This is a genomic window from Xanthomonas sp. BRIP62418 (genome assembly GCF_003993495.1).
GTDB lineage: Bacteria > Pseudomonadota > Gammaproteobacteria > Xanthomonadales > Xanthomonadaceae > Xanthomonas > Xanthomonas euroxanthea.
This window is the reverse complement of the sequence record NZ_QEZG01000041.1, coordinates 152,037-178,650: the sequence shown is the minus strand read 5'-3', so window position 1 is coordinate 178,650 and position 26,614 is coordinate 152,037. Positions and strand designations below refer to the sequence as shown.

19 protein-coding genes and 1 pseudogene are annotated in these 26,614 nt (G+C 66.2%); 16 read left to right on the top strand and 4 right to left on the bottom strand.

What is annotated here, in order from left to right; all coding sequences use genetic code 11:
• Nucleotides 1-33: 33 nt before the first annotated feature.
• Nucleotides 34-2,409 (top strand): glycoside hydrolase family 127 protein, encoded by a 2,376-nt coding sequence (locus tag EO174_RS15500; RefSeq protein ID WP_126945619.1) that lies wholly within the window; start codon nt 34-36, stop codon nt 2,407-2,409.
• A 412-nt stretch (nt 2,410-2,821) separates the two neighbouring features.
• Here EO174_RS15500 and EO174_RS23255 read toward each other — a convergent pair whose 3' ends face one another.
• Together EO174_RS23255 and htpG are read right to left on the bottom strand one after the other, a co-directional pair.
• A complete protein-coding gene (locus EO174_RS23255; protein ID WP_241240018.1) occupies nt 2,822-3,454 on the bottom strand; it encodes a DUF6624 domain-containing protein in 633 nt (210 codons plus the stop codon).
• 690 nt (nt 3,455-4,144) lie between these two features.
• Nucleotides 4,145-6,049: a molecular chaperone HtpG gene (gene htpG / locus EO174_RS15490; protein WP_126945616.1), complete on the bottom strand. Its 1,905-nt coding sequence runs from the start codon at nt 6,047-6,049 to the stop codon at nt 4,145-4,147.
• A 172-nt stretch (nt 6,050-6,221) separates the two neighbouring features.
• Here htpG and rsmD point away from each other — a divergent pair, with 172 nt between their 5' ends.
• The 6 genes and pseudogenes from rsmD (at nt 6,222) to EO174_RS15455 (ending at nt 12,298) form a co-directional block, all read left to right on the top strand.
• A complete protein-coding gene (gene rsmD / locus EO174_RS15485) occupies nt 6,222-6,911 on the top strand; it encodes a 16S rRNA (guanine(966)-N(2))-methyltransferase RsmD (protein WP_206515076.1) in 690 nt (229 codons plus the stop codon).
• Complete coding sequence (gene coaD, locus EO174_RS15480) at nt 6,908-7,414, top strand: pantetheine-phosphate adenylyltransferase (protein WP_104582103.1); 507 nt, start codon at nt 6,908-6,910, stop codon at nt 7,412-7,414. Before rsmD ends, coaD begins: the two co-directional genes overlap by 4 nt.
• A gap of 47 nt (nt 7,415-7,461) precedes the next feature.
• Nucleotides 7,462-7,959: a hypothetical protein gene (locus EO174_RS15475; protein WP_164739854.1), complete on the top strand. Its 498-nt coding sequence runs from the start codon at nt 7,462-7,464 to the stop codon at nt 7,957-7,959.
• A 231-nt stretch (nt 7,960-8,190) separates the two neighbouring features.
• Complete coding sequence (locus EO174_RS15465) at nt 8,191-8,475, top strand: YfhL family 4Fe-4S dicluster ferredoxin (RefSeq protein ID WP_029220241.1); 285 nt, start codon at nt 8,191-8,193, stop codon at nt 8,473-8,475.
• Nucleotides 8,472-10,239 (top strand): annotated as a pseudogene (gene ggt / locus EO174_RS15460) (gamma-glutamyltransferase). Before EO174_RS15465 ends, ggt begins: the two are co-directional and overlap by 4 nt.
• Before the next feature lie 289 nt (nt 10,240-10,528).
• Entirely contained in the window at nt 10,529-12,298 is a 1,770-nt protein-coding gene (locus tag EO174_RS15455; protein ID WP_126945607.1) for a glycoside hydrolase family 9 protein, read from the top strand.
• A 235-nt stretch (nt 12,299-12,533) separates the two neighbouring features.
• Here the strand turns inward: EO174_RS15455 and upp are convergent, their stop codons facing one another.
• Nucleotides 12,534-13,166 carry a uracil phosphoribosyltransferase gene (upp, locus tag EO174_RS15450; RefSeq protein WP_024940024.1) on the bottom strand — a complete coding sequence of 211 codons (633 nt, stop codon included), beginning with the start codon at nt 13,164-13,166 and terminating at the stop codon, nt 12,534-12,536.
• A gap of 151 nt (nt 13,167-13,317) precedes the next feature.
• Between upp and EO174_RS15445 the strand changes: the two genes are divergently transcribed.
• From EO174_RS15445 to EO174_RS15430, 4 genes are all read left to right on the top strand, one after another.
• Nucleotides 13,318-15,879, top strand: coding sequence for a TonB-dependent receptor (locus tag EO174_RS15445; protein WP_164740228.1), 2,562 nt, complete (start codon nt 13,318-13,320; stop codon nt 15,877-15,879).
• Between the two features lie 44 nt (nt 15,880-15,923).
• Nucleotides 15,924-17,012 (top strand): phytase, encoded by a 1,089-nt coding sequence (locus EO174_RS15440; protein ID WP_126945769.1) that lies wholly within the window; start codon nt 15,924-15,926, stop codon nt 17,010-17,012.
• On the top strand, nt 17,009-18,388 hold the full coding sequence (locus EO174_RS15435) for a metallophosphoesterase family protein (protein WP_126945604.1): 1,380 nt from the start codon (nt 17,009-17,011) through the stop codon (nt 18,386-18,388). The genes EO174_RS15440 and EO174_RS15435 overlap by 4 nt, the downstream gene beginning before the upstream one ends.
• Before the next feature lie 244 nt (nt 18,389-18,632).
• Nucleotides 18,633-19,340, top strand: coding sequence for a glycosyltransferase (locus EO174_RS15430; protein WP_104582108.1), 708 nt, complete (start codon nt 18,633-18,635; stop codon nt 19,338-19,340).
• Between the two features lie 254 nt (nt 19,341-19,594).
• Here the strand turns inward: EO174_RS15430 and EO174_RS15425 are convergent, their stop codons facing one another.
• Complete coding sequence (locus EO174_RS15425; protein ID WP_126945601.1) at nt 19,595-21,091, bottom strand: aminotransferase class III-fold pyridoxal phosphate-dependent enzyme; 1,497 nt, start codon at nt 21,089-21,091, stop codon at nt 19,595-19,597.
• A gap of 122 nt (nt 21,092-21,213) precedes the next feature.
• Here EO174_RS15425 and EO174_RS15420 point away from each other — a divergent pair, with 122 nt between their 5' ends.
• From EO174_RS15420 to secD, 5 genes are all read left to right on the top strand, one after another.
• On the top strand, nt 21,214-21,645 hold the full coding sequence (locus tag EO174_RS15420) for an Lrp/AsnC family transcriptional regulator (protein WP_104582110.1): 432 nt from the start codon (nt 21,214-21,216) through the stop codon (nt 21,643-21,645).
• 166 nt (nt 21,646-21,811) lie between these two features.
• Nucleotides 21,812-22,882 carry a tRNA preQ1(34) S-adenosylmethionine ribosyltransferase-isomerase QueA gene (gene queA, locus EO174_RS15415; RefSeq protein ID WP_126945598.1) on the top strand — a complete coding sequence of 357 codons (1,071 nt, stop codon included), beginning with the start codon at nt 21,812-21,814 and terminating at the stop codon, nt 22,880-22,882.
• A 69-nt stretch (nt 22,883-22,951) separates the two neighbouring features.
• Nucleotides 22,952-24,097, top strand: a complete 1,146-nt coding sequence (tgt, locus tag EO174_RS15410) for a tRNA guanosine(34) transglycosylase Tgt (protein WP_104647936.1) — start codon at nt 22,952-22,954, stop codon at nt 24,095-24,097.
• Nucleotides 24,098-24,228: 131 nt separating this feature from the next.
• Entirely contained in the window at nt 24,229-24,582 is a 354-nt protein-coding gene (gene yajC, locus EO174_RS15405; RefSeq protein WP_104533651.1) for a preprotein translocase subunit YajC, read from the top strand.
• Between the two features lie 185 nt (nt 24,583-24,767).
• Entirely contained in the window at nt 24,768-26,612 is a 1,845-nt protein-coding gene (gene secD, locus EO174_RS15400; RefSeq protein ID WP_164739856.1) for a protein translocase subunit SecD, read from the top strand.
• Nucleotides 26,613-26,614: the final 2 nt, after the last annotated feature.

Here is a 26,614-nt window from a genome sequence, read left to right as displayed (position 1 = left end):
TCTGTGCGCGCCGACAGGAGTTAAGCTGAGCTCATGACAGATATGCATGTAAGCAACTTGCCCGACGACCACGCGCCGAGCCTGTCACGACGCCGTTTTCTGGCCTGGAGCAGCCTGGCGGTTGCGGCTGGTTTCCTGAGGTTTCCGGCGCAGGCCAGTGCCGCGCAACCCGGCAGCGTGCGCGCCGTGCCGCTGGCACAGGTGCGGCTCGCGCCGTCGTTGTTCCTGGACGCGCTGCAGACCAATCGTCGCTATCTGATGCGGCTGCAGCCGGACCGGCTGCTGCACAACTTCGTGCTGTACGCAGGGCTCGATCCCAAGGCCAAGGCCTACGGCGGCTGGGAGGCGGACACCATCGCCGGGCATACGCTGGGCCACTACCTCAGCGCGCTGGCACTGATGCATGCGCAGACCGGCGATGCGCAATGCCGCGCACGCGCAGCCTATCTGGTGGGCGAGCTGGCGCGGTGCCAGGCACACGCAGGCGATGGTTACGTGGCCGGCTTCACCCGCAAGAATGCCGCAGGCAAGATCGAAAGCGGCCGCGCGGTGTTCGATGAGCTCAAGCGCGGCAAGATCGACCCGGCCCCGTTCTACCTCAACGGCAGCTGGGCACCGCTGTACACCTGGCACAAGCTGTTTGCCGGCCTGCTCGACGTGCACGCGCATTGCGACAATGCGCAGGCGCTGCAGGTCGCGGTGGGCCTGGCCGGCTATCTGCAAGGCGTCTTCGCCGCACTCGACGACGCGCAGCTGCAGAAGGTGCTGTCGTGCGAATTCGGTGGCCTCAACGAATCCTTCGTCGAGCTGCATGTGCGTACCGGCGATGCGCAGTGGCTGGCGCTGGCGCAGCGCCTGCACCATCACGCCGTGCTCGACCCACTCATCGCCCAGCGCGACGAGCTGGTGCACCAGCATTCCAACACCAACATCCCCAAGCTGATCGGCCTGGCGCGCGAGTACGAAGTCACCGGCGATGCCGCCTCGGGCGCGGCGGCGCGCTTCTTCTGGCACACCGTCACCGACCACCATACCTACGTGATCGGCGGCAACGGCGACCGTGAGTATTTCCAGCAGCCGGACAGCATCTCGAAGTTTCTCACCGAGCAGACCTGCGAGCACTGCGCCAGCTACAACATGCTCAAGCTCACCCGGCACCTGTACCAGTGGGGCCCGCAGGCCGAGTTCTTCGACTACTACGAGCGCACGCTGCTCAACCACGTGATGGCGCAGCAGCATCCGCGCACCGGCATGTTCACCTACATGACACCGATGCTGGCCGGCGAAGCACGTGGGTGGTCGTCGCCGTTCGACGATTTCTGGTGTTGCGTCGGCAGCGGCATGGAAGCGCATGCCCAGTTCGGCGATTCGATCTACTGGCAGGACGGGCAGGGCGTTTACGTCAACCTGTATGTGCCCTCCAGCGTGCGCGATGCCGCCGGGCTGGGCATGACCCTGCACAGCACGATGCCGGAGCAGGGCAGCGCCTCGCTACGCATCGACGCCGCGCCGGCCGAGCAACGTACGCTCGCACTGCGTGTACCCGCCTGGGCGCAGTCGCCGCTGCTGCAGCTCAACGGCCAGCCGGTCGATGCCGCCGTCAGCGAGGGCTACCTGCGCATCACCCGCCGCTGGCGCGCTGGCGACACGCTCACCCTGTCGTTGCAGATGCCGCTGCGCCTGGAAGCCACAGCCGACGACCCGGCCTGGGTCTCGCTGCTGCGCGGGCCGCTGGTGCTGGCGGCCGACCTGGGCGATGCGGCAAAACCCTGGTCGGGCAAGGCCCCGGCACTGATCGGCGGCGAAGAGGTGTTGCAGCGCCTGCAGCCGGTGGCAGGCCAGGCCGCGTTCGACTACCGCGACGGCGATCAGCAGTGGCGCTTGTCGCCGTTCTACGCCCAGTTCGATCGCCGCAGTGCGCCCTACCTGGAGCATCGCGATGCCGCCGCATGGCAGCAGCATCAAGCCGAGCAGACCGCAGTAGACGCGAAGCAACGGGCGCTGGACGCGCGCGCACTGGACCGCATCGCCCTGGGCGATGAAGCATCCGAAAAAGCCCACGGCCTGCACAGCGAAAGCTCCTACGCACTGAGCTACCGCCGCCGCGCCGGCCGCGACGCCCGCACCGGCGGCTTCATCGCCTTCACCCTGCGCAACACCGCCCGGGCCCGCATCCTGCGCCTGCGCTACTGGGGCGACGAAACCCGCCGCCGCTTCCGCATCCTCGCCGACGGCGAACTCATCGCCAACGAACGCCTAGATGGCAACCGCGGCCTGGACTTCGTCGATGTGGATTACGCCTTGCCTGCATCGGTCGCCGGACGCGACACGCTGCAGATCCGCATCGAACCGGAGACCGGCTACTCGGCCGGGCCGGCGTTTGGGTGTTGGGTGCTGGAGTCGGCGTGATCAACGCATGGACCGCCATATTGCTCTGCTTACCTACGCGCTGCGTCAGGTGTAGATGGCACATCACACAGCGATCCCGAGCACGCAAGGAGCGAAGCATTAAGAGCAGCCTGCGCAGAAGATAAAAGCCACTCTCCCCCGGGAGAGGGGTAGGGGTACGGGCCTAGCGCAGAGTCATTTCAGTCGCGCCAAGCCTGTAGTTCAGCACCTCACTGTCCAGCATTGCGCGCCACCGTCATCACCAGCTCGCCCGCGCGCAGTGATCTGCAGCTTGCAACTTTGATCGTTCGTTTGCCGCTGGCTCGCCGCACCATGGGGGCTTCTACGCGGCCTCGGTCGGTGAGGCTGTATGGCAGGCGCAGCATGGCCTCGAAGCATCGCGGTGATCCGATGCATGCTTCATGACACAAGGCTATTCACCCAGTCCCTTACCGGATGCCACGGCCTTCTTGACGTGCCGTAGCTTTGCGCGCAACTCCGATATGGGCGGCAATCCCATGGATTCCCGCCGCTTGTCTACATTGCTTTCGTCCTCAATGGGATACAGCTCAAAAGATTCATTTGCTTGGGTGCCAAAACGTTGAGGCTTCCCGGCGTAGACCAGCTGGCGATCAATGAATGTGGCGAAGGCATCCTTGGGAAATTCACCCTTCTCAACCAGCTCTTGCAGCTGTTGGGTCATGTCCGCGTGGAGCGTGCGGTTGTCAGAGTGTTGGAGGATGAGAAATTGCGCGGACACCGCAGCTTCACCCACTTCGCTCAGGCCCAGTAGCCTCCCCGAGGTGATCTCAAGCCAGGCTGCCTCCCGGCGCCGGTCTGCCTCTGCAAGTCGGGCGTCATCGAATCCGGGGGTCATGGCCTGCTTGCGATCACGCTGATCTTCTTCGACAAGCGCAATTAATTGCTGCGCGACCTCAGCTGATGACGGTTTGTCAGTTAGATGGACTGCGACCTCACGAGACTCACTCGCCAAGTTTGAGGCAGTCACAGTCCCTGCTGCTAAGCCCATGGCGATAAAAACTAAAGATGCCGCTCGTGGTTTCATGGATGCTCTACCACTGATCATGGCGTTGCCTGGTCGAAAACCTTGCTCCTGGTGAATTTATACGATCCTGCATCTCCGCAAAAGCAAAGGAAGTCTGTGGTTTGCGTAGCTTTGGGATGTCTTTTGAAACGCGGAGCCAACCCTGCTTTGCAAGGAATGAGCGGAATTTTGAAAGAATATTGGAATCCGGCGTATTGGTTGCCAACAACAACCAGGTGCCGGAACGGATTGAGTTCAGGAAATAATGCGGTCGTTCTAGTCTAGGGGCGTTCCATGCAGGCCACTTCGGTACCCGTCCTCGACGTCAAAAACCTGCATTCCCTCGCATCTCTGCGCTGAGCCGCCTGGCATCGGGTACGCGCATTTCAACCAATTCGTTGTGCTACAGATAGCGCGAGGCTTCGCTGAAGCCATGGCGCCGGCAGGTCCTTCGCCACGCTAGCTTCGGCTACGCGTCAGAAACCGCGCCCCAACAGGATAAATCGATGGATTTTTTGTCAGCAATGCTTGAAGCATCTTTCAAGTCTCACGAACTGCGCTGAATGGACAGGAGACTTTGTCTGCGGTCAAGCATTACCGAGGCATCTGGTCGAAGCGGTGCAGAGACAATGACTCGAACAGCTGGCAGATTCAATACAACGGCCAGTACCTGCGCTGGCCGTTGTATTTTCAGCTACGCCATCGCAGCTCTCAGGCCGACAACTCCAGCAACAACTTGTTCAACCGCTTCACATAGCCAGCCGGGTCCTTGAGGCTATCGCCCGCTGCCAGCGCGGCCTGGTCGAACAGCACCCGGCTCAGATCGCCGAAGCGATCCATGTCGGCTTCCGCATCCAGCTTTTCGATCAGCGGGTGGGCCGGGTTGAATTCGAATACCGGCTTGGTTTCCGGCACGGCCTGGCCGCTGGCTTCCAGCAGCTGACGCATCTGCAGGCCCAGGTCGCCCTGGCCGATGGCCAGGATCGCCGGGGAATCGGTCAGGCGGTGCGAGACGCGCACTTCGGCCACGTCGTCGCCCAGGGCGGCCTTGATGCGCGAGGCCAGGCCTTCCTTGGACTTGGCGACTTCTTCCTGCGCCTTCTTGTCTTCTTCCGAATCCAACTTGCCCAGGTCCAGGTCACCGCGTGCCACGTCCACGAACGACTTGCCGTCGAATTCGGTGAGGTAGCTCATCAACCATTCGTCGATGCGGTCGGTGAGCAGCAGCACTTCGATGCCCTTCTTGCGGAACACCTCCAGATGCGGGCTGTCCTTGATCTGCGCGTAGCTTTCGCCGGTGAGGTAGTACAGCTTGTCCTGGCCCTCGGCCAGGCGGCTCACGTAATCGGCCAGGCCCACGCTCTGCGCGCCAGTGGTGTCATGCGTGGAGGAAAAGCGCAGCAGGCCGGCGATCTTTTCGCGGTTGGCATAATCTTCGGCCGGGCCTTCCTTCAACGCCTGGCCGAAGTTGCGCCAGAACGTCGCATAGTCGTCCGGCTTGTCCTTGGCCAGTTTCTCCAGCATGTCCAGCGAGCGCTTGGTCAGCGCGGACTTCATCGAATCCACGACCGGGCCGGATTGCAGGATCTCGCGCGACACGTTGAGCGACAGGTCGGACGAATCCACCACGCCCTTGATGAAACGCAGGTACAGCGGCAGGAACTGCTCGGCCTGGTCCATGATGAAGACGCGCTGCACGTACAGCTTCAAGCCCTTGGCCGAATCGCGGTGATACAGGTCGAACGGGGCGCGGCCGGGCACGAACAGCAGCGAGGTGTACTCCAGCTTGCCTTCGACCTTGTTGTGGCTCCACGCCAGCGGGTTGCCGGCATCGTGGGCGACGTGCTTGTAGAACTCCTGGTACTCGGCGTCCTTGATCTCGGACTTGGGTCGCGTCCACAGCGCGCTGGCGCGGTTGACCGCTTCCCATTCGGGCTCGGCCGGCGCGTCGGCTGCTTCGCCGTGGTGTTCCTTGCGCATCTCGATCGGCAGGCCGATATGGTCGGAATACTTCTTGAGGATGCCGCGCAGCGTCCAGCCGTCGGCAAAGCTGTCCTCGCCGTCCTTCAGGTGCAGCACGATGCGGGTGCCGCGCTCGGGCTTGTCGACGCTGGCCACTTCGAACTCGCCCTCGCCACGCGAGGACCAGTGCACGCCCTCGTTGGCCGGCAGGCCGGCGCGACGCGAGTAGACATCGACCTGGTCGGCGACGATGAAGGCGCTGTAGAAGCCCACGCCGAACTGGCCGATCAGGTTGGCGTCCTTCTTCTGGTCGCCGCTCAGATGCTTGAGGAAGTCGGCGGTGCCGGACTTGGCGATCGTGCCCAGATGCGAGACCGCGTCCTCGCGGCTCATGCCGATGCCGTTGTCGTCGATGGTGACGGTGCGCGCGTCCTTGTCGTAATCCACGCGGATGCGCAGCTCGCCGCCGCCTTCCAGCAGCTCCGGCTTCACCAGTGCCTCGAAACGCAGCTTGTCGGCGGCGTCGGCGGCATTGGAGACCAGCTCGCGCAGGAAGATTTCCTTGTTCGAATACAACGAATGGATCATCAGCTGCAGCAGCTGCTTGACCTCGGTCTGGAAGCCAAGCGTCTGCTTGTCGGTTTCAACGGTCATTGGGGTCGTGCTCCATGGTGGCCCAGGCCGCAACGCGGCCGATGGCCTGGGGGATGAGGCCGTGTGGGGATTTTTCAAGGCGAGCGTGCGCCAGATCGCCTGCGTCGATGCCGGTCGGGGGAGGGCGGTTGCGGCAATCGCGGCGGTATCATGGCCGCCCAACCGTCCTGCCCTGAGCCATGTCGCCATCCGTGCCGCCGCTGTCCCGCCTCCGTTCGCCCGCCCTCGGCGCGTGGCGATGAGCCGCCCCGCACGGCCGGCGCCACGCGGCGCGGAAGGGCAGGTGCGCATCGTCGGTGGGCGCTGGCGCAACACCAAATTGTCGGTGCCGGACCTGCCCGGCCTGCGCCCGAGCAGCGACCGCGTCCGCGAGACGGTGTTCAACTGGCTGATGCCGCGCCTGCCCGGCGCGCGCGTGCTGGACCTGTTCGCCGGCTCGGGCGCGCTGGGCCTGGAAGCGGTGTCGCGGGGTGCGGCGCATGCGACGCTGGTCGAGCGCGACCCCGGCCTGGCGCAGCGCTTGCGCCAGCACGTGACCCGGCTGGACGCGGACGACCAGGTGCAGGTGCTGCAGGACGACGCGTTGCGCTGGCTGGAGCGCTCGCCGGTGGCGCAGGCCAGCATCGTGTTCGTCGATCCGCCGTTTGCTGCCGGCCTGTGGCCCAGCGTGCTGGAACGCCTGCCTGCGCACCTGACCGCCGATGCCTGGCTGTATCTGGAAGCCCCGGCCGAGCTGCCGCCGCAGGTGCCGGCCGGCTGGCACCTGCACCGCGAAGGCGCCACCCAGCAGGTGCGCTATGCGCTGTACCGCCGGGCCGCTGCTACACTGAACGGCGATCCGACCCCGGTAGTTTCCGTATGAGCGTGGCCAATAGCCGCACCGCCGTCTATCCCGGTACCTTCGACCCGATCACCAACGGGCATATCGATCTGGTGAACCGCGCCGCGCCGTTGTTCGAGCGCGTGGTGGTCGGCGTGGCCTACAGCCCCTCCAAGGGCCCGGCCCTGCCGCTGGAACGCCGCGTCGAGCTGGCCCAGGAAGCACTGGCCGCGCATGCCAACGTGGAAGTGCGCGGCTTCGACACGCTGCTGGCCCACTTCGTGCGCGACATGGGTGCCGGCGTGCTGCTGCGCGGCCTGCGCGCGGTGTCCGACTTCGAATACGAATTCCAGATGGCCAGCATGAACCGCCATCTGATCCCGGAGGTGGAAACGCTGTTCCTCACCCCGGCCGAGCAGTACAGCTTCATCTCGTCCTCGCTGGTGCGCGAAATCGCGCGGCTGGGCGGGGATGTGTCCGGTTTCGTTCCAGCTTCGGTCGTCGAAGCCCTGCGGCAGGTGCGGCAAGCCCGCGCGCAGGCCTGATTCTCTAGCAGTCACATCACCACATGCTTTTCAAAGGGAGGAGTTTCATGAAACACACCATGCGCGCGCTGGCGCTCGCTTCGATCGCCGCTCTGGCCGTCACCGCCTGCAAGAAGGAAGAGCCGGCACCGACCGCCGCCGCGGCTCCCGCGCCGCTGAAGGCGCCGGCCAAGGACGACAACGCCGGCTGGAAGAAGTACCTGCAGGAAGTGGTCGGCCAGAACCTGGGCGCCACCACCAACAGCCCGTTCCTGTACTACTTGCCGCCGGAGTCCGATGCTGAATTCGCCGGCAGCTACGAGCGTCAGCTGGAAAGCGTCAAGACCGCACTGGCGCGCGGCGTGCAGCCGGGCAACATGCTGGCCTTCGGTTCGTCGGCTTCGACCAAGATGGCCGACCTGATCGACGCCGCGTTCAAGGACGTGCAGCCGGATTCGATGAAGGGCGTGCGCGTGCTGTTCATCGGCGATGCCGCCGAGAATGCCCGCGTGCAGGCCATCGTCCAGCCCAAGGGCGTGGAATACACCTTCGTTGAAGCCAAGTAATGCCGTACCGGGCCGGATGCGCGGGAGGGCGCGTCCGGCCGCCTTGCGCAATCGCGGCATGCCGCTGATTCCGCACCGCATCGGGGCCGGTCCGCTCGGACCGGTTGCCGACCACGTGCGTGGCGGTGTCCATGCCTGGCCCCGGGCCGGGCGCGTTGGCGTCCGGCAGCACGTTGCGTTCCAGCGCCTGGCGTTGTATCGGGCCGCGTCGCATCGCATGGTGGTGCCGCCATGTCGCTGAAGATCAACGAGCTCTGCGTCAACTGCGATGTCTGCGAGCCGGCGTGCCCGAACCAGGCCATCTCGATGGGCGAAACCATCTACGTGATCGACCCGGCACGTTGCACCGAGTGCGTGGGCCATTTCGACGAGGCGCAATGCGTGGTGGTGTGCCCGGTCGAATGCATCGACCCGGATCCGGACATCCCGGAAACCCACGATCAATTGCTCGCCAAGCTCATGCAGCTGCAGCGCGATCACCCCGAACTGTACGAACAGGAGCCTCCCGCCCCGTGAGCATCTTTTCCCGACGTTTTCCTTCGCGCGGCCTGTTGCTGCTGGCCTTCGTACTGGCACCGCCGGCCTGGTCGGCCGATGGCGCCAGGCCGGCGGCGGCCGCGTCCTCGCCGGTGGCGGGGCATCCGCCCGGTGCGGCGATCGCCAGCGGGCACGCACTGGCCACCGACGCCGGCCTGCAGATCCTGCGCGAAGGCGGCAATGCGTTCGATGCGGCAATCGCGGTGTCGTCCACGCTGGCGGTGGTCGAGCCGATCAGCTCGGGCCTGGGCGGCGGCGGCTTCTTCCTGCTGCACGATGCCAAGACCGGCAAGGACGTGATGCTGGATGCGCGCGAGACCGCGCCCGAGTCGGCCAGCGAGGCGCAGTTCCTCGACAAGCAGGGCGCGCTGGACCGCGACCGCTCGGTCAACGGCCCCTGGTCGGCCGGGATTCCCGGGCTGCCTGCAGCGCTGGTGGAGCTGGCCACCCGGCACGGCCGGCTGCCGTTGAAGCAGTCGCTGGCACCGGCGATCCGCATCGCCACCGAAGGTTTTCCGGTGTACGCGCGCATGGCCAAGGGCTATGCCTCGCGGCGCGAAGTGATGGAGCGTTATCCCGGCACGCGCGAGGTCTATCTGCGCGGCGGCAAGCCCATCGCCGAAGGCGACATCTTCAAGCAGCCCGAATTGGCGCACACCTTGAAGCTGCTCGGCGACAAGGGCTTTGACGGCTTCTACAAGGGCGAAACCGCCAGCAAGCTGCTGGCTGGCGTCAAGCAGGCCGGCGGGCAGTGGAAGGCCGCCGAGCTGGCCGGGTACCGGGTCAAGCAGCGCACGCCGATCCAGTTCGATTACCGCGGCTGGAAGATCACCACCGCGCCGCCGCCGTCTTCCGGCGGTATCGCACTCGCCGCCATGCTGCAGATCCTGGAAGGCTGGGAGCTGGACACGCTCGACGATGCGCACCGCACCCATCTGGTGGTGGAAGCGATGCGCCGCGCCTACCGCGACCGCACCTTCTTCCTGGGCGACCCGGACTTTGTCGCGGTGCCGCAGCGCGTGTTGACCAGCAAGGATTACGCGCAAGGCCTGCGCGCCACGATCAACCCGGACAAGGCCACCCCCAGCGACCTGCTGTCGGGCAATCCGACCCCGCTGGAAGACGACGAGACCACGCACTTTTCCATCATCGATGGCGAAGGCAACCGCGTCGGCGCCACCCAGACCGTCAACCTGCTGTACGGCTCGGGGCTGATCCCCAAGGGCACCGGCGTGCTGCTCAACGACGAGATGGACGACTTCGCGCTCAAGCCGGGCACGCCCAATGCCTTCGGCGTGATGGGCTACGCGGCCAACGCCCCCAAGCCGGGCAAGCGCATGCTCAGCTCGATGACGCCGACCTTCATGGAATCGGCCAACAAGGTCGCGGTGATCGGCACCCCGGGTGGCAGCCGCATCATCACCATGGTGCTGCTCGGCATCCTGGGCTACGACGCCGGCCTGGACGCACGCCTTGCCGCGCTATCACCACCAGTGGCTGCCGGACGTGATCGAGGCCGAGAGCAACGCGTTCTCGCCACAGACCGCCAAGGCGCTGCAGGCGATGGGACATGCGCTCAAGCTGCCTGGCGACACCGCCGAGGGCGGCCGCGGTTCCAGCCACGTCTGGGGCAACCTGCAGACGGTGGAGTGGGACAAGCGCAGCAACGTGCTCACCGGCGGTAGCGACCCGCGCAACCCGGTGGGCAAGGCGCAGGTTCAGCTGGCGACACCTGCACGGTGAGTGCCGCATGCCTGCTCCGTGCGTCGGGGCAGGCGTCACACTGCGAACGATGAGAACCGGCGTGCACTGAGGCGCGGGCCTGGCCTGTCGGTTCGGCGCAGGCGGCACAAGTGCCGAACACGCGGCGTGGCGAACCGTGTCCCTGTCTCGGCAACTATGTGCAGCACGCCTGCACCGGCCTGAGTGGGGGCCGGAAGGTCACTTCCTGCCAGCAGCAATACGGTTTGCTGCCGTGTCCTATGTCGGGATTGGACTTGTCGCTGTGCGTCGATTTGGCGACCATCGTGGCATGACCATTTTGCAGACCCTGCTCACCGCCGTGGTGATCGCATCGCCCATCGCCGCCTGCGCGGCCGATACGACCGGCACTGCCGGCACTCCCGGCAGCGCGGCGGCTGCCGGCGCCGCGATCCACGTCAACCAACTCGGTTATCTGCCGGGCTCGGCCAAGCTGGCGGTGGTCGGCTTGCCGCCGTCCGCTGCGGCTGCGGCAGACCGCTTCACGGTCGAGGATGCCAACGGCCGCCGCGTGCTGGAGGGCCGCTTGTCGCCGGTGGCCACCTGGGCACCAGCGGGGCAACAGGCACGCGTGGCCGACTTTTCCGCGCTGCGCGCCCCAGGGACGTATCGGGTGAAGATCGCCGGTTTGCCGGCGTCGGATCCATTCCCGATTGCGGCCGGTGCCTACCAGCCCGTCGTGGATGCCTCGCTCAAGGCGTTCTACTTCAATCGCGCCAGCACCGCGCTGCCGGCGCAGTTCGCCGGGCGCTATGCACGTGCGGCCGGGCATCCGGACACCGATGTGCGCATCCATCCTTCTGCTGCGTCTGCCACGCGCCCGGCCGACAGCGTGATCCGTGCGCCCAAGGGCTGGTACGACGCCGGTGACTACAACAAGTACATCGTCAATTCCGGCATCAGCACCTACACCTTGCTGGCCGCCTACGCGCAGTATCCGGCGCTGTTCAAGGCGCAGCCGCTGACCATCCCCGACGACGCCCCCGGCGTGCCCGGCATCCTGCAGGAGACCTGGTGGAACCTGGAATGGATGCTGGCCATGCAGGACCCGGCCGATGGCGGCGTGTACCACAAGCTCACCGACAAGCAGTTCGATGGGCTGGTGATGCCGGACCAGGCCAGGCAGCAGCGCTACGTGGTGATGAAGGCCACTGCCGCCACGCTGGATTTTGCCGCGGTGATGGCTGGCGCCAGCCGCGTGTATGCGCCGTTCGACACGCAGTATCCGGGCGCGTCGGCACGCATGTTGAAGGCCGCGCGCAGCGCCTGGGCGTGGGCGCAGCAGCATCCGGATGTCATCTACCGCCAGCCCGACGATGTGCGTACCGGCGGCTACGACGACGCGCAGGTGGACGACGAATTCGCCTGGGCCGCGGCCGAGCTGTATGTGAGCACGCGCGAGGATGGCTTCTATGACGCAATGATGGCGCGCAACGTGCCGGCCAGCGTGCCGGGCTGGAGCAACGTCGGCGGCCTGGCCTGGATGTCGCTGGCCGAACATCGCGACCGGCTCACTCCGCATGCCGATCGCGCACGTATCGCCCATGAGATCACCGGTCTGGCACAGCGGCTTGCCGAACAGTGGCAGGCCTCGCCCTGGCGTCTGGCGATGACCGACACCGATTTTGTGTGGGGCAGCAATGCGGTGGTGCTCAACCGCGCAATGATGTTGATGCAGGGCTATCGGCTGACCGGGCAGCGGCCGTATCTGGACGCCGCGCAGTCGCAGCTGGATTACATCCTGGGGCGCAATCCGTTGGGGCTGTCATTCGTCACCGGGGTCGGGCTGCGCAGCCCGCTGCATATCCACCATCGCCCCTCCGAAGCCGACGGCATCGACGCGCCGGTACCGGGATGGCTGGCCGGCGGCCCGCAACCGGGCCAGCAGGACGCCAAGGACTGCAAGGTGGCGTATCCCTCAAAACTGCCGGCCTTGTCGTATCTGGATAACGCCTGCAGCTATGCCAGCAATGAAGTGGCGATCAACTGGAACGCACCGCTGGTGTATGTGAGCGCGGCGATCGAGGCGTCCACGCGCTGAGGCGGCGGGCTCCAGGCGGCAGCGCGATTTCCCTTCTCCCATCGGGAGAAGGTGGCGCGCAGCGCCGGGTGAGGGTGCGGCAGCGGCAGCAACACCGACACACCGTACCCTCACCCCAACCCTTCTCCCGTGGGGAGAGGGGCTTCAATCCGCCGATTACCTCACCAGCGCTGCTCCAGCGTGATCGGCAATCGTCCAGCGCGCATCAGCTTTTTGATTTGGTCGCTTCAGACACTCACTCCACCCGCGTGCCGAAGATCCGGTCGCCGGCATCGCCCAGGCCGGGCAGGATGTAGCCCTTGTCGTTGAGGTGGTCGTCGATCGCGGCGGTGTAGACCTCCACGTCCGGGTGCACGGCTTCCAAGGCTTTCAAGCCTTCCGGTGCGGCCACTAAAAAGATGCCCTTGATCCGCCGCGCGCCGGCGCGCTTGAGCATGTCGATGGTGGCGATCAGCGTGCCGCCGGTGGCCAGCATCGGGTCCAGGATCAGTGCGTCGCGTTCTTCCAGGCGGCCGGTGAGGCGTTCGAAGTAGGGCACCGGCTGCAGGGTTTCTTCGTCGCGCTGCAGGCCGACCACGCTCACACGCGCGGCCGGGATCAGCGCCAGCACGCCGGGCAGCATGCCCAGGCCTGCGCGCAGGATCGGTACCAGGGTGATTTTCGCGCCGGCAATCCGCTGCACGGTCACCGGGCCGGCCCAGCCGGGTTGCACGTGCGATTCGGTGTCCAGATTGGCGGTGGCCTCGTAGGCCAGCAGTGTGCCCAGCTCGGTGACCAGTTCGCGGAAGCCCTTGGTGCTCAAGGCGGCATCGCGCAGCAGGCCGATCTTGTGCTGGACGAGGGGGTGACGGACTTCGACGATTTTCATGGGCAGCGACAGGCGGGAAAGACCCACAGTGTGCCGCAGCCAGCGGCAGCGTCGCCACACATTGGGCGTGATCGTGCTTGCAGATGTCATGTCAGTGAAACGTCGTAGACATAGTGTGCCCACCCATTCTTAACCGATTGGGGAAGCACCCGTGTTGAACAAGACTCCGCTGTGCCTGGCGATCACGCTGACGTTGGCGGCGGCCACGTGGAGCCCGCTTGCGCAGGCGGCCGAGGGTGCGGCAGCGGCAACCGGCGCCTCCGGTGCGGCAGCCATCGACCTGGAGCGGCTGGAAGTGCGCCCGCAGGTGGAATCGCAGGTGCGCGCGGTCGATCTCAAGCGGGGTTCCGATGCGATCCAGGATGCGGTCGCCTCCGATGCGCTGGGCCGGTATCCCGACAAGAATGTTGCAGAATCCTTGCAGCGCCTGCCCGGCGTCAGCGTCACCCGCGACCAGGGCGAAGGGCGCTTCGTGGTCATCCGCGGCCTGGATTCGGCGCTCAACAGCGTCACCATCGACGGCATGACCATGGGCACGCCGGAAGACGGCACGCGCTCGGCGCCGCTGGACGTGATTCCCTCCGATTCGACCGAGCGCCTGAAAGTGGTCAAGTCGCCGACCCCGGACATGCCGGGCGATTCCATCGGCGGTGCGATCCAGGTCGAGTCCACCTCTGCCTTCGATCGCGATGGCCGCACGCTGCGCGGCTCGATCGAAGGCAGCCACCAGTCGTTGTCGGGCAAGACCAGCCCCAAGGGCGCGTTCAACTACAGCGACATCTTCGACGGCACCTTCGGTGTGGCGGTCGGCGTGAACTACCAGGACCGCGAATTCGAATCGGACAACACCGAAGTGGCCTACGACAGCTTCGACGGCGGTGCGGCCGACGATCTGTTCGCCGGTGAAGTGCAGCGCCGCAAGTACTTCATCGAGCGTACCCGCATGGGCGCCAACCTCAACCTGGACTGGCGCCCGGACGCCGACAACCGCTACTACCTGCGTACGCTCTACAGCCGCTTCGACGATGCCGAAACGCGCCAGCGCACCATCTTCGGCCTGGCCGATGGGCAGGTCAGCGCCAATGGCGATGGCACCTACGACGTGGCCGACCTGCCTGCCGATTCCATTTCCAAGCGCGTGCGCTACCGCACCAAGAAGGAAGACACCATGGCCTTGAGCGTGGGCGGTGAAAACCGTCTGAGCGCGGCCACGGTGGATTACAAGCTGGGCTACACCAAGACCACCGAGCGCGTGAACGATGAGATGGAAGCGCGCTTCAACTACGCCGGCGACGATCTGTCGGCCACGGTCGATCAGAACAGCGGCATTCCGCGCCTGGGCTTCTCCGACAACGGCTGGCAGCGCAACGACGACTTCGTGTTCGACCGCTTCGTGCTGGCGCCCAAGCGGGTGGACGACAGCGAGCGCAGCGCGCAGGTCAACGTGCGCTTCGATGGCGAGCATTCCAGCCTGAAGATGGGCGTGCTCGGCCGCTGGCGCGAGCGCGATGTCAACGTGGACGAAAACGAGCTGCGTCGTGGCCCGGCGATCGATCTGAGCGACTGGACCACCGCCGCACCGGAACATCGCGGCGGCACGCTGGGCGAAAGCATCGGCTCGGACGGCATGCGCCGTTACTGGAATACCTCCGGCACTCTGTACAGCGCACGTCCGCAGGACGTGGGCAGCAATCTGCAGGTCTCGCTGCAGGACGACTACAGGGCCACCGAAGACGTGTTTGCGACGTACGCGATGGGCACCTGGGACATCGGTGCGCTGCGCATGATCGCCGGCGTGCGGGTGGAGAACACCCAGTTCGACGCCACCGGCAACCAGGTCGACGTGGCCGAGAACGGCCGCTCCGCCACGGTGACGCCGCGCGAAGCCTCCAGCAGCTACACCAATGTGCTGCCGGGCCTGCATCTGCGCTACGACACCGGCAACGACTGGGTGCTGCGGTTCGCGGCCAACAAGACCTTGTCGCGGCCTGCGTTCGGCGACGTCTCCCCGCGCGTGAGCATCAATCGCGGCGACGAAGAGGTGAGCCTGGGCAATCCCGATCTCAATCCGTATCGCTCAAAGAATCTGGATCTGTCGTTCGAAAAATACATCGGCAGCACCGGCCTGATCTCGCTGGGCGTGTTCAACAAGTCGATCGACGACTACATCGTGCAGACCATCAGCACCAACGATGCCGAGTTCCCCAACCTGCAGGTGACGCGCTCGATCAACGGCGACACCGCAAAGGTGCGCGGCGCCGAATTCAATTGGCAGCAGGCGCTGGACTTCCTGCCCGAGGGCTGGAATGGCCTGCTGGTCGGCGCCAGCGCCACCGTGCTGGACAGCGATTTCAATCCCGGCCTGAGCGATCGCGCCGGCGACGACTTCACCTTGCCGCGCTCGTCCAAGCGCATCTACAGCGGACATCTGGGGTATGAAAAATACGGTTTCAGTGCGCGCGTTGCGGCGGTGTATCGCAGCGAGTACCTGGACACCATCGGCCAAAGCCGCGCGTACGATATCTACGTCGCCCCGCACACCCAGCTGGATTTCAGCATGAACTACCAATTCAACAGCCATGTCAGCCTGTATCTGGAGGCGCAGAACCTGCTGGACGAACCGCTGGAGCTGTACCAGGGCGTGCCCTCGCGCACGCTGCAGAACGAAGAATACGGCCGCACCTATGCGCTCGGCCTGAAGGTGGCACTGTGATCGCAACGCGCACGCGGCTCCACACCACGTTACTCCACACCACACTGCTCGCCACCACGCTGGCGCTGACCGCCTGCGCCAGCGCACCGGCCGACCGCGAAGCCGACGAGGCGCTGCTGAAGGACCCCTTGCTCAGCGAGGCCAAGGTGGCGCACGAAGTGGTGCCGGAAGCCTTCATCACCGCGCTGACCCCGGCCGACAACCTGGATTCGCCGGCCAGCTGGAGTGCGCCCGATGGCAGCCGCTGGTTGATCGCCACCGCCAAGGCCACGCATGCGCTGGTGGTGTTCGATGGCGATAGCGGCAAGCGCCTGCGCGTGGTCGGCGGCAAGGGCAAGGCCCTGGGAAAGCTGGATCGGCCAAACGGAATTTCGGTCGTCGACGATCTGGTGTTCGTGGTCGAGCGCGACAACCGCCGCGTGCAGGTGTTCTCGCTGCCGGATTTCACCTCATTGACCAGCTTCGGCCAGGACGAATTGCGCGAGCCCTATGGCCTGTGGGTGCGCAAGCACGACGGCGGCTACGAGGTGGTGGTCAGCGACAACTACATGTCGCCTGCCAACAAGGATGAGCCGCCGCCGCTGGCCGAACTCGGTCAGCGTTTCCGTCGCTATCAGGTGGACGACGCAGGGCAGGTCTGGCAAGCGCGCCTGACCCAGAGCTTCGGCGATACCACCGAGGCGGGCGCGATACGGATCGCCGAGTCGGTATTCGGCGATGAAGCGCATGCGCGCCTGATGATTGCCGAAGAGGATGTTGCCGTGGGCACGCAGTTGCGCGAATACGGGATGGACGGACGCTACCGCGGGCGCAATGTCGGCAGCGGCCTGTTCAAGGCGCAGGCCGAAGGCATGACGCTGTTTGCATGCAAGGACGGCAGCGGTTACTGGATCGCCACCGATCAGTTCAAGGACCGCAGCGTGTTCCAGGTGTTCGACCGCCAGAGCCTGGCGCATGTCGGCGCCTTCGCCGGCCGGGTGACCGCCAACACCGACGGTGTGTGGCTGGATCAACGTGGCGATGCGCGCTTTCCGGGCGGGGTGTTCTACGCCTTGCACGACGACCAGGCGGTGGCGGCCTTCGACTGGCACGATATCGCGCGCACGCTACGTTTGAAAGAATGCGCGCCATGATCGCCGCACGTGCGATGCTGTCTTGCGCGCTGTTGCTGGTGGCGATGACGGGCACTGGATCGTTCGCTGCCGAGCGCGCGGCCGAACCCAACACCCAGGTGCCGGCCGGCTCCACCCATTATGTTGCCGATGGCTTTCCGGACCGCATCGTCGCCACGCCCGCGCAGGCGGCGGCGACCGGTTTCGCGGTGGCCTGGCGTACCGATACCAGCGTCGACCAGCCGTGGCTGGAACTGGTGGTTGCCGGCGACTCGCCCGATGTGGGCACGCCGCGCCGCATCCGCGCCAGCACCACCACGCTGACCAGCGAAAACGGCAGCTCGCATCACCACCGCGCCGATATCGACGGGCTGACGCCGGACACGCTGTATGCCTACCGCGTGCAGGGCAACCACACCTGGGGGGCGTGGAATCATTTCCGCACAGCCGCCACCGCGGATACGCCGCTGACGCTGCTGTATTTCGGCGACACCCAGAACAAGAACCTCAGCCTCGTCTCGCGGGTGATCCGCCAGGCCTGGCGCTCGGCACCGGATGCGCGGCTGGCGCTGTTCGCCGGCGACCTGGTCAGCGGCAAGGACGGCCAGGACGACAACGAATGGGCCGAGTGGTTCGACGCCGGGCGCTGGCTGCTGGAAGGCACCGCGGTGGCGCCGGCGCCGGGCAATCACGAGTATCACGAAGAGGGCGAGGACACCCCACAGGCCACGCGCACGCTTGGCACGCATTGGCCGGTGACCTTCGCGCTGCCGCGTAACGGGCCGTCGGCCACCGCACGCACGAGCTACTGGTTCGACTATCAGGGTGTGCGCATCGCCGTGCTCGATGGCACCTCCGTTCTGGATCTGGGCACCGGCCCGGCACAGGCGCAGTGGCTGGACAAGGTACTGGCCGACAACCCGCACCCGTGGTCGATCGTGCTGATCCACCAGCCGTTCTTTTCTCCGCGCGCCGATCGCCAGAACGAGAAACTGGTCGAGCAGGTGCTGCCGGTGATACGCCGCCACAAGGTCGATCTGGTGCTGCAGGGCCACGACCACACCTACGGCAGGCGCGGCGATGCGGCAGGGCAGGCCACGCCGGTGTTCGTGGTCTCGGTGGCCGGACCCAAGCAGTACCGGCTCTCGGACATGGCGCGCAAGACCATGCGTCCGGTCGGCGAGGACACCCAGCTCTACCAGGTGCTTCGCATCGACAACCACACCTTGCGTTACGAGTCGCGCACCGCCACCGGGCGTCTCTACGATGCGTTCGAACTGGAGCGCGGCAGCGATGGCGGCAAGCGACTGGTGGAGAAAGAGGCCGGACGCATCGCACCACGCGATTGCCCGCGCAGTGCAACCCTGAAAGGACGCGCCGACAGATGTTGGGAATGATGGGGACGCGGCACAGGCGAGCTGGTCTGGATGAGGCTGCCGTTCCGGATGACGACCCGGTGAGCAAACTTCGGTGCTGCATTGATTTTGCACATCGACGGTAAGCGTAACCATTTAAAATTGTGAATTACGTCACACTAATAATGGGGCTACTGTTAGGGCCGACCGGGTCTCCACCCGGGTAGCCGGCTTCGACGCGGGTGCTTCGGTGGAGGTTCTGCCTCCCCCAGCCCGAGAAGCCCCCATGATTCCCCACGTGTTCCATCTCACTGCGCCGACCAAGCACCTGCTTTGGGAAGAGCGCAAAATCCAGGCCCGTCTGCAGCGGCTGCTGCCGGGCTGGACCTGCCATGTCTGGGACGATGCCGACAACTCGGCGCTGATGCGTCGCGCCTTCCCGGAATTGGCCGACCGCTACGAAGCGATCCGCTTCGGTGTGATGAAGGCAGACATCGCCCGCTGCGCCTACATGCATACCTATGGCGGGTTCTATTTCGACACCGACTACAAGCTGCTGCGCACGCTTGGCGCGGACGTACTGGCACAGCAATGCGTGCTGCCGATCGAAGAGGGCGCGCCCGGCAACGAGCAGTTCAAGATCGGCAATGCGGTGTTCGGCTCGGAGGCAGGACATCCGTTCTGGCGCGCCTTCATCGAGCACATCTTCACCATGCATGCGCCCGAGACGCTGGAAGACCACCGGCAGATTCCGATGATTTCCGGCCCGCGCGGGTTGACGCGTTTCTACAACGCGCACGCCGGCGAGTTTGCCGGCATCGTGTTTCCGGCGCGCGATGCGTTCCATCCCGATCGCACCTGGTTCGGGCTCGGCCACCGTGGCGGCACGGTCGCGGTGGGCTCGCATCTGTGCTGGGCGTCCTGGCGCGGCAAGTCGCCACGCCGGGCAGTGACCAATTACCTGCGTCGCAAGCTGAGCGCCGTGCCGATCTGACCGGGCCAGGCAGCACCCCCGCCGCGCGCAGCGCCGACGGTGCGTGGCGGTTGCCCGGGAGTGGCCGCGCCTATCCTGCAGGCGCGCAGGCACTGCCTGCGTCGCCTTGAAGTCGAGCGGTCTACAACACCATCGCTCTGGCCGCCCGGGGCGCGGGCCGGTGCTCCGCATCGGCGTGTACCGCTCGGTGACCGACGTTCCTGCGCACCGTCCGCTTCCCGCTGGCGACTGCTCGCCATGCGTCTCGGTAGCGCTCAGGCCGCCTCGGCCTGGCTCTGGCGCGGGCCTTCCTTCAGCGCACGCCCGATCAATCCGACCAGCAGATCCAGCTCGTCTTCGTCCATCGCAAAGTGCGGGGTGAAGCGCAGCGAATTCTCGCCGCCGTGGATCACGTTGACGCCGCGGTGGCGCAGCCATTCCTCGGTGGAACCGGCGCCATAGCACTTGAACTGCGGCGCCAGCTCGCAGGAGAACAGCAGCCCGGTGCCCTGCACCTTGGTGATCAGGCCGCCCAGCTCGGACTGCAGTGCCTGCAGCTTGGCGATCGCCTGCGCGCCGCGGGTGCGGATGTTCTCGCGCACCTGCGGGGTGAACAACGCCAGCGTGGCGCAGGCGACATCCAGCGCACGCGGATTGGTGGTCATGGTGTTGCCGTAGGTGCCTTTGCGATACACCTGCGCGGCGTGTTCGGTCACCGCCAGCACCGACAACGGGTACTGCGCGGCGTTGAGCGCCTTGGAGTAGGTCTCCAGGTCCGGCGGGTCGAGCTGTTCGAAGCCGGGGTAATCCACCACCGACAGCACGCCGTGCGCGCGCAGGCCGGCCTGGATCGAATCCACCAGCAGCAGGCTGCCGTGCAGGCGGGTCAGCTCGCGCGCGGCGGCATAGAACGTGGCCGGCAATGCGCGGCCCGGGTCGCCTTCGCCCATCACCGGCTCCAGGAACACCGCCTCGATGAACCAGTGATTGCGCGCGGCCTCGTCGAAGGCGCGCTGCAGCGCCGCCACGTCGTAGGGCGCGATCGCGATCACCGAGTCTTCGTCGCGGTAGCTGGCCAGGTACTTGGTGTAGGTCTTGCGGCTGGAATCGGAATACAGGCCGGGGCGGTCGGTGCGGCCATGGAAGCTGCCCTTGACCACCACGCGCTTGATGCTGGCGCCGGCATGGCGCGCGCCCGGGTCGGTGTGCAGCTTGGCATTGGTATCGACGATGCGCGCGGCCAGGCCGACCGCTTCAGAACCGGAGTTGAGGCACATGAAGCGTGCGAACGGACAGCCGCCGCGGGTATGCCCGATCTCGGCGCGCAGCGCGCGGTCGAGCCGGCGCTGCGCCAGGCTCGGCGTCATCACGTTGGCCATCACCTGCGGACGCGCCATCGCCTCGAGCACCGGCGCGGGGGTGTGGCCGAAGCCGAGCATGCCGTAGCCGCCGGCGTCGTACAGCACCGCGCCCTTGAGCGTGATCACCCAGGGGCCGCGCGCGGCCAGCGCCACGTACGGGGTCACCGCATCGTCGGCGTAGAAGTTGATGAAGCCGTCCTGCACCGCGCCGATCTGTGCGTCTTCGTCCAGGTCCAGCAGGTCGGCGGCCTCGGCGCGCACCAGCGCGTACTCGGCAGCGGCCGCGTCGATGGCGTGTGCGAGATCCGGGTGGCTGGCGGCCAGGCGCGCGATGCTGGCATCGTCCAGGCCATCGGTCAGGCGGCGGCCGGCATGGGCGCGCAACGGGGCGAGCGGGGCGAGGACGGACATGGCGCATCTCCTGCAAGGTGGCGTTCCCTTTCTATTATCGGCAGAAGATCGGCGTTTGGCAGCGTGAATCCGGGCAGGAAGTCGGGTATTTTCGTCGAATCGACGAACCATTTGGGCGAAAAGTGAAAATCACTCCCTCCGACGAACGCCTGCTGTCGCTGCTGCGCGAGGACGCGCGCGCCTCCACCGCGCAGATTGCGCGCCGGCTCGGGCTGTCGCGCACCACCGTGCAGAGCCGGATCGACAAACTCGAGCGCGACGGGGTGATCAGCGGCTACACCGTGCGCACCCACGACGCTTACGAACAGGGCCGCATCCGCGCGCACATCCTGATCACCGTACTGCCCAAGAAGATGCCCGCGGTGGTCAAGGCGCTGCGCGACATCCCGCAGGTGCGCCTGCTGCATTCGGTCAGCGGCGCCTACGACCTGATCGCCCTGGGCGTGGTCGGCGGCGTCAACGAGATGGACGTGCTCACCGACGCCATCGGCGCGATCGACGGCGTGGAGCGCACGACGACGTCGATCATTTTGTCAACGAAGTTCGAGAGGTGAGGGGAGCCGGGATTCGGCATTGGGGATTGGGGATTCGTCAAAGCAGGCCGGCTTGTGTCCTGAACGTTCCGGCCTGCGGATCCTGTTCTTAACTCATCCCGAATCCCGAATCCCCAATCCGCCGCAGTTACACTATCCGGCTCCTCAGCCAACACATCCTGCGGCCTTGAAGAAGTCCGATTTCAACTATTCGCTGCCCGACGAGCTGATCGCCCAGGCGCCATTGGCCGAGCGCGCGGCCAGCCGCTTGCTGGTGGTGCCGCCATCGCCGCAGGCGCTTGTCGACCGGCAGGTGCGCGATCTGCCCGAGCTGCTGCAGCCGGGCGATCTGCTGATCTTCAACGATACCCGGGTGATCCCGGCGCGGCTGTTCGGGCAGAAGGCCAGTGGCGGGCGGGTGGAAATCCTGATCGAGCGCCTGCTGGGCGAGCGGAAAGCGCGCGTGCAGATCGGCGCCAGCAAGTCACCCAAGACCGGCAGCTGGATCGCGCTGGATGCCGGCGGCCAGGCCGAGGTGCTGGGCCGTGACGGCGAGTTCTACCTGCTGCGCTTCGAGATCCCCACGCCGCTGGAGCACTGGCTGCTGGAGGCCGGGCGCCTGCCGCTGCCGCCGTACATCCGCCGCGAGCCGGGGGTGGAAGACCGCGAGCGCTACCAGACCGTGTTCGCGCGCGAAGTGGGCGCAGTGGCCGCGCCCACCGCCGGGCTGCATTTCGACGAGGCGCTGCTGGCACGGCTGCGCGAGCGCGGGGTGGAGTTCGGCCATGTCACCCTGCACGTGGGCGCCGGCACCTTCCAGCCGGTGCGCGTGGACGCGCTGGATCAGCACGTGATGCACACCGAATGGCTCAACGTCGGTGCCGCGCTGGTCGAGCAGGTGCGGCGCACGCGTGCGCGTGGCGGCCGCGTCATCGCGGTGGGAACCACCGTGGTGCGCTCGCTGGAAAGCGCCTGGCGCATCACCGATGCCGCGCCCGAGGGCGAGTTGCTGCCGTTTGCCGGCGAAACCCAGATCTTCATCCTGCCCGGCTACCGCATCCGCAGCGTCGACGCGATGGTCACCAACTTCCATCTGCCCGAAAGCACGTTGCTGATGATGGTCTCGGCCTTCGCCGGCCGCGAGCGCATCTTCGCCGCCTATCAACACGCCATCGAACAGCGCTATCGCTTCTTTTCGTATGGCGATGCGATGTTGCTGTGGAGCAGGGATTGGGGAGTCGGGATTGGGGATTCGTAACAGCACACCGTTTGCCGCCTCCTCGCTTTTGCCAATCCCGAATCCCCAATTCCAAATCCCGGCCCCTCAATGTCCCGACTCCAGTTCCAGCTCCAAGCCACCGACGGCCATGCCCGCCGTGGGCGCCTGACCTTTCCGCGCGGCACCGTCGAGACGCCGGCGTTCATGCCGGTGGGCACCTATGGCTCGGTCAAGGGCATCCTGCCCGAGCAGATCCGCGCGCTGGGGGCGGAGATCATCCTGGGCAATACCTTCCACCTGTATCTGCGTCCGGGTCTGGAGGTGATCGGCGATCACGGCGGGCTGCACGGGTTCGCGCGCTGGGACGGGCCGATCCTCACCGATTCGGGCGGGTTCCAGGTGTTTTCGCTGGCGCATCGCCGCAAGATCACCGAGCAGGGCGTCACCTTCGCCTCGCCGACCGACGGCGCACGGGTGTTCCTGGGCCCGGAAGAGAGCATGCAGATCCAGAAGGTGCTCGATTCGGACATCGTGATGATCTTCGACGAATGCACGCCGTACCCGGCCACCGAGGAGGTGGCGCGGCGCTCGATGGAGCTGAGCCTGCGCTGGGCGCAACGCTCGCGGCAGGCGCATGACGGGCTGGGCAACGACGCGGCGCTGTTCGGCATCGTGCAGGGCGGGGTGCATCCGGACCTGCGCAGCCGCTCGCTGGACGGGCTGCAGGACATCGGGTTCGACGGCTACGCCATCGGCGGGCTGGCGGTGGGCGAGCCGGAGCACGAGCGCAATGCGATGCTGGAACACCTGCATCCGCGCCTGCCGGCCGAGCGCCCGCGCTATCTGATGGGCGTGGGCCGGCCCGAGGACCTGGTCGAAGGCGTGGCGCGTGGCGTGGACATGTTCGACTGCGTGATGCCCACCCGCAACGCGCGCAACGGGCATTACTTCACCTCCTTCGGCACCGTGCGCATCCGCAACGCCAGGTACGAGCGCGACCTGGACACCATCGAGCCGGGCTGCGGCTGCCATGCCTGCAGCAGCGGCTACACGCGTTCGTATCTGCGCCACCTGGACCGCTGCAACGAGATGCTCGCGCCGATGCTGGGCACCCTGCACAACCTCTGGTACTACGAGAAGCTGATGGCCGACCTGCGCGCGGCCATCGCAGCGGGAACCTTTGCGCAGTTCCGGCGGTCCTTCTATGCGGCACGCGGCGCCACCACGCCGCCGTTGCCGGGGGAAACCAGCTGAGACCGGCCGTCCGCGCCCCGCGCGGACGGTTTGGAACCTGCATGGCATAATTCCCGGCTGTTCCGCTCCGGCGGTACCTGAATAGCGAGCGGGCCGCTTGGCGCGCTGGCACCAAAACTAGGACGCACTGAATGAATCTGCTCGATTTCCTGATCCCCGTCGCCCAGGCGCAGGCCACTGGCGGCGCGCCGGCGCCCGGCCCGATGGGAAGCCTGTCCACCTTCGCGCTGCCGATCATCCTGATCGCGGTCATGTATTTCCTGATGATCCGCCCGCAGATGAAGCGCCAGAAGGAGCACAAGTCGCTGCTGGACAAGCTGGCGCGCGGCGATGAAGTCATCACCTCCGGCGGCGTGGCGGGCGTGATCACCGACATCGGCGACAACTTCATCACCGTGGAAGTGGCCGACAACGTGCGCATCCGCGTGCAGAAGAGTGCCGTGGGCCACGTGCTGCCCAAGGGCACGCTGAAGTCTGCCAACTAAGCGGCAGCCAACCTGCTGCGCCCACTGTCAGGTGGGCGCAGTCGGTGCCGCGAACCGGCGCGCATCGCTCCGCTCCGCGCACCGCCGCATCCACCTGACGACCGCTGGCGTCATTGTGTTGGCCGCTGGAAGTCGTTTTCACTGCTAGGCGCGTCGCCGGGATGGTGTCGCGCGGGACTGTCGCAATGCTCGAATTTCCTCGCTGGAAGTATTTCCTGATCCTGCTGGTGCTGGCGGTCAGTGCGTTGTACGCGCTGCCCAACATCTACCAGAAGGACCCGTCCGTGCAGATCACCGCCAGCCGCGGTGCCCAGCTCGACGACGCCTTGCGCAGCCGCATCGACGCCGACCTCAAGGCCGCTGGCATCACGCCGAAGGCCGTCACCCGGGAAGGCGACAGCCTGATGGTGCGCCTGCCCAACCTGCAGGCACAGACCCGCGCCAACGACGTGCTGCGCCAGCAACTGGGCGAGAACTACACGGTGGCGCTGAATCTGGCCTCGACCGTGCCGGACTGGCTGGCCAAGCTGGGCGGCCGGCCGATGGTGTTGGGCCTGGACCTGGTCGGCGGCGTGCATTTCGCCATGCAGGTGGACCAGAAGGCCGCGCTGGAAAAGCGCCTGGACGGCTTTGCCGAAGACATCCGCACCACGCTGCGCGATGGCCGTATCGCCTATCGCTCGGTCGAGCGCCGCGGCGACAACAGCATCCAGGTCAGCCTGAGCGAAGGCGCCAGCGTCGACGCCGCGCGCACCGCGCTGGCCAAGTCGCAGCCGACGCTGACCTACGACGTCAGCGGCCAGAACATCTCGGTGAAGGTGCCCGAGGCCGAACTCAAGCAGATCGCCAGCGGCGCGATCGAGCAGAACCTCACCACCTTGCGCAACCGTGTCAACGCGCTGGGCGTGTCCGAACCGACCATCCAGCGGCAGGGCGAAGACCGCATCGTGGTCGAACTGCCCGGCCTGCAGGACACCGCCGAGGCCAAGCGCCTGATCGGTGCCACCGCCTCGCTGGAATTCCGTGCGGTGGTCGAAGGCAATGCCGAAGACGCCGTGCGCAGCGGCAGCATCCCGCCGGAAGCCAAGGTCTACCGCGTGCGCGATACCGGCGCACCGGTGCTGCTGAACAAGCGCGCGCTGGTGACCGGCGACCAGATGGTCAGTGCCAGCGTCAGCACCGACCAGAACGGCATGCCGGCGGTGGCCGTGACGCTCAACAACGTCGCCGGCCAGCGCATGCTCGATTACACCAGCGCCAACGTCGGCAAGCTGATGTCGGTGGTTTACATCGAGCGCATCCCCACCGTGACCATGGTCGACGGCAAGGAAGTGCGCAGCGTTCGGGTCAAGGAAGAAGCCTTGTCGCCGACCCGCATTGCCGGCGTGTTCGGCAAGAACTTCCAGACCACCGGCCTGGAGAAGACCGAGGCCGAGAACCTGGCCAAGCTGCTGAAATCCGGCTCGCTGGCCGCGCCGATGGATTTCGTCGAGGAATACGTGATCGGCCCGAGCCTGGGCGCGGAGAACGTGGAGCGCGGCGTCACCGCAGTGATCTACTCGTTTCTGTTCACGCTGGTGTTCTTCACCGTCTACTACCGCGTGTTCGGCGCGATCACCTCGGTGGCGCTGCTGTTCAACCTGCTGATCGTGGTGGCGGTGATGTCGCTGTTCGGCGCCACCATGACGCTGCCGGGCTTTGCCGGCCTGGCGCTGTCGGTGGGCCTGTCGGTGGACGCCAATGTGCTGATCAACGAGCGTATCCGCGAGGAGCTGCGGCTGGGCGTGCCGGCCAAATCGGCGATTGCCGCCGGTTACGAAAAGGCCGGCGGCACCATCCTGGACGCCAACCTCACCGGTTTGATCGTGGCGGTGGCCCTGTACGCGTTCGGCACCGGCCCGTTGAAGGGCTTCGCGCTGACCATGATGATCGGTATCTTCGCCTCGATGTTCACCGCGATCACCGTGTCGCGTGCGCTGGCGGTGCTGATCTACGGCCGCCGCAAGAAGCTGAAGACCGTCGCTATTTAATG

What these genes read in the sequence shown, in the direction of transcription:
- tgt (WP_104647936.1), top strand. Translation starts at nt 22,952, where the DNA reads ATGTCCCGACTCCAGTTCCAGCTCCAAGCCACCGACGGCCATGCCCGC.
- EO174_RS15465 (WP_029220241.1), top strand. Translation starts at nt 8,191, where the DNA reads ATGTCGCTGAAGATCAACGAGCTCTGCGTCAACTGCGATGTCTGCGAG.
- yajC (WP_104533651.1), top strand. Translation starts at nt 24,229, where the DNA reads ATGAATCTGCTCGATTTCCTGATCCCCGTCGCCCAGGCGCAGGCCACT.
- EO174_RS15500 (WP_126945619.1), top strand. Translation starts at nt 34, where the DNA reads ATGACAGATATGCATGTAAGCAACTTGCCCGACGACCACGCGCCGAGC.
- secD (WP_164739856.1), top strand. Translation starts at nt 24,768, where the DNA reads ATGCTCGAATTTCCTCGCTGGAAGTATTTCCTGATCCTGCTGGTGCTG.
- EO174_RS23255 (WP_241240018.1), bottom strand. Translation starts at nt 3,454, where the DNA reads ATGAAACCACGAGCGGCATCTTTAGTTTTTATCGCCATGGGCTTAGCA.
- EO174_RS15430 (WP_104582108.1), top strand. Translation starts at nt 18,633, where the DNA reads ATGATTCCCCACGTGTTCCATCTCACTGCGCCGACCAAGCACCTGCTT.
- EO174_RS15425 (WP_126945601.1), bottom strand. Translation starts at nt 21,091, where the DNA reads ATGTCCGTCCTCGCCCCGCTCGCCCCGTTGCGCGCCCATGCCGGCCGC.
- EO174_RS15475 (WP_164739854.1), top strand. Translation starts at nt 7,462, where the DNA reads ATGAAACACACCATGCGCGCGCTGGCGCTCGCTTCGATCGCCGCTCTG.
- coaD (WP_104582103.1), top strand. Translation starts at nt 6,908, where the DNA reads ATGAGCGTGGCCAATAGCCGCACCGCCGTCTATCCCGGTACCTTCGAC.
- upp (WP_024940024.1), bottom strand. Translation starts at nt 13,166, where the DNA reads ATGAAAATCGTCGAAGTCCGTCACCCCCTCGTCCAGCACAAGATCGGC.
- EO174_RS15455 (WP_126945607.1), top strand. Translation starts at nt 10,529, where the DNA reads ATGACCATTTTGCAGACCCTGCTCACCGCCGTGGTGATCGCATCGCCC.
- EO174_RS15435 (WP_126945604.1), top strand. Translation starts at nt 17,009, where the DNA reads ATGATCGCCGCACGTGCGATGCTGTCTTGCGCGCTGTTGCTGGTGGCG.
- htpG (WP_126945616.1), bottom strand. Translation starts at nt 6,049, where the DNA reads ATGACCGTTGAAACCGACAAGCAGACGCTTGGCTTCCAGACCGAGGTC.